Raw genomic sequence first — 550 nt, 5'->3', positions numbered from 1 at the left:
GGAGCAGGAGCCCCTTGCCGGGAGTCCACTCCACGTCGGTGTTGGCCAGCGCGATCCCCAGCACCACCAGCGCGGGGACAACCTTGCCGAGGCGGCGCGGGGAGAACTCGTCCGCGGCCAGCTGGACCAGCGGCGAGACCGGTCGGACGAGCATGGCGTCGAAGGAACCGCTGCGGATGTGCAGGCCGAGCCGCTCCACGGCGCCCATGAACAGGTCCGCGATCCCGAAGGCGCTCGCCGCCAGCCCGAACACCAGCAGGCCCTCGTACACCGTGAACCCGGCCAGCGTCCCGGCGTGCCCGAACACGATCACGACCGCACCGACCTGGGCGACCACGCTCACGGCGACGGCCAGGGACATCAGAATGAGGGAGGTCGGGTACTGAGCGAAGGCGCGCACCCAGATCCACGCCAGCCTGCGGTAATCCTGGACCGGTCGGATGACGGCCTCGGCGGCGCGGACCAGCGGGCGCCCGTGCGATCGGCTCCGGATCGGTGCCTCAGCCACCCTGGATCACCACCCTGCGCGTGGCCCGGCCGGTCAGCCAGG

Annotated in this window: 1 protein-coding gene; it reads right to left on the bottom strand. The window is 71.8% G+C overall.

The genetic code is table 11. The annotated features are described in order from the left end of the window. The coding region (locus D452_RS0127035) for an ABC-2 family transporter protein (protein WP_026129717.1) at nt 1–466 on the bottom strand (466 nt) is incomplete at its 3' end. Between the last annotated feature and the right edge of the window lie 84 nt (nt 467–550).

The organism is Nocardiopsis prasina DSM 43845 (genome assembly GCF_000341265.1).
In the GTDB taxonomy this organism is placed as follows: Bacteria; Actinomycetota; Actinomycetes; order Streptosporangiales; family Streptosporangiaceae; genus Nocardiopsis; species Nocardiopsis prasina.
This window is presented reverse-complemented; position numbering and strand designations above follow the sequence as displayed.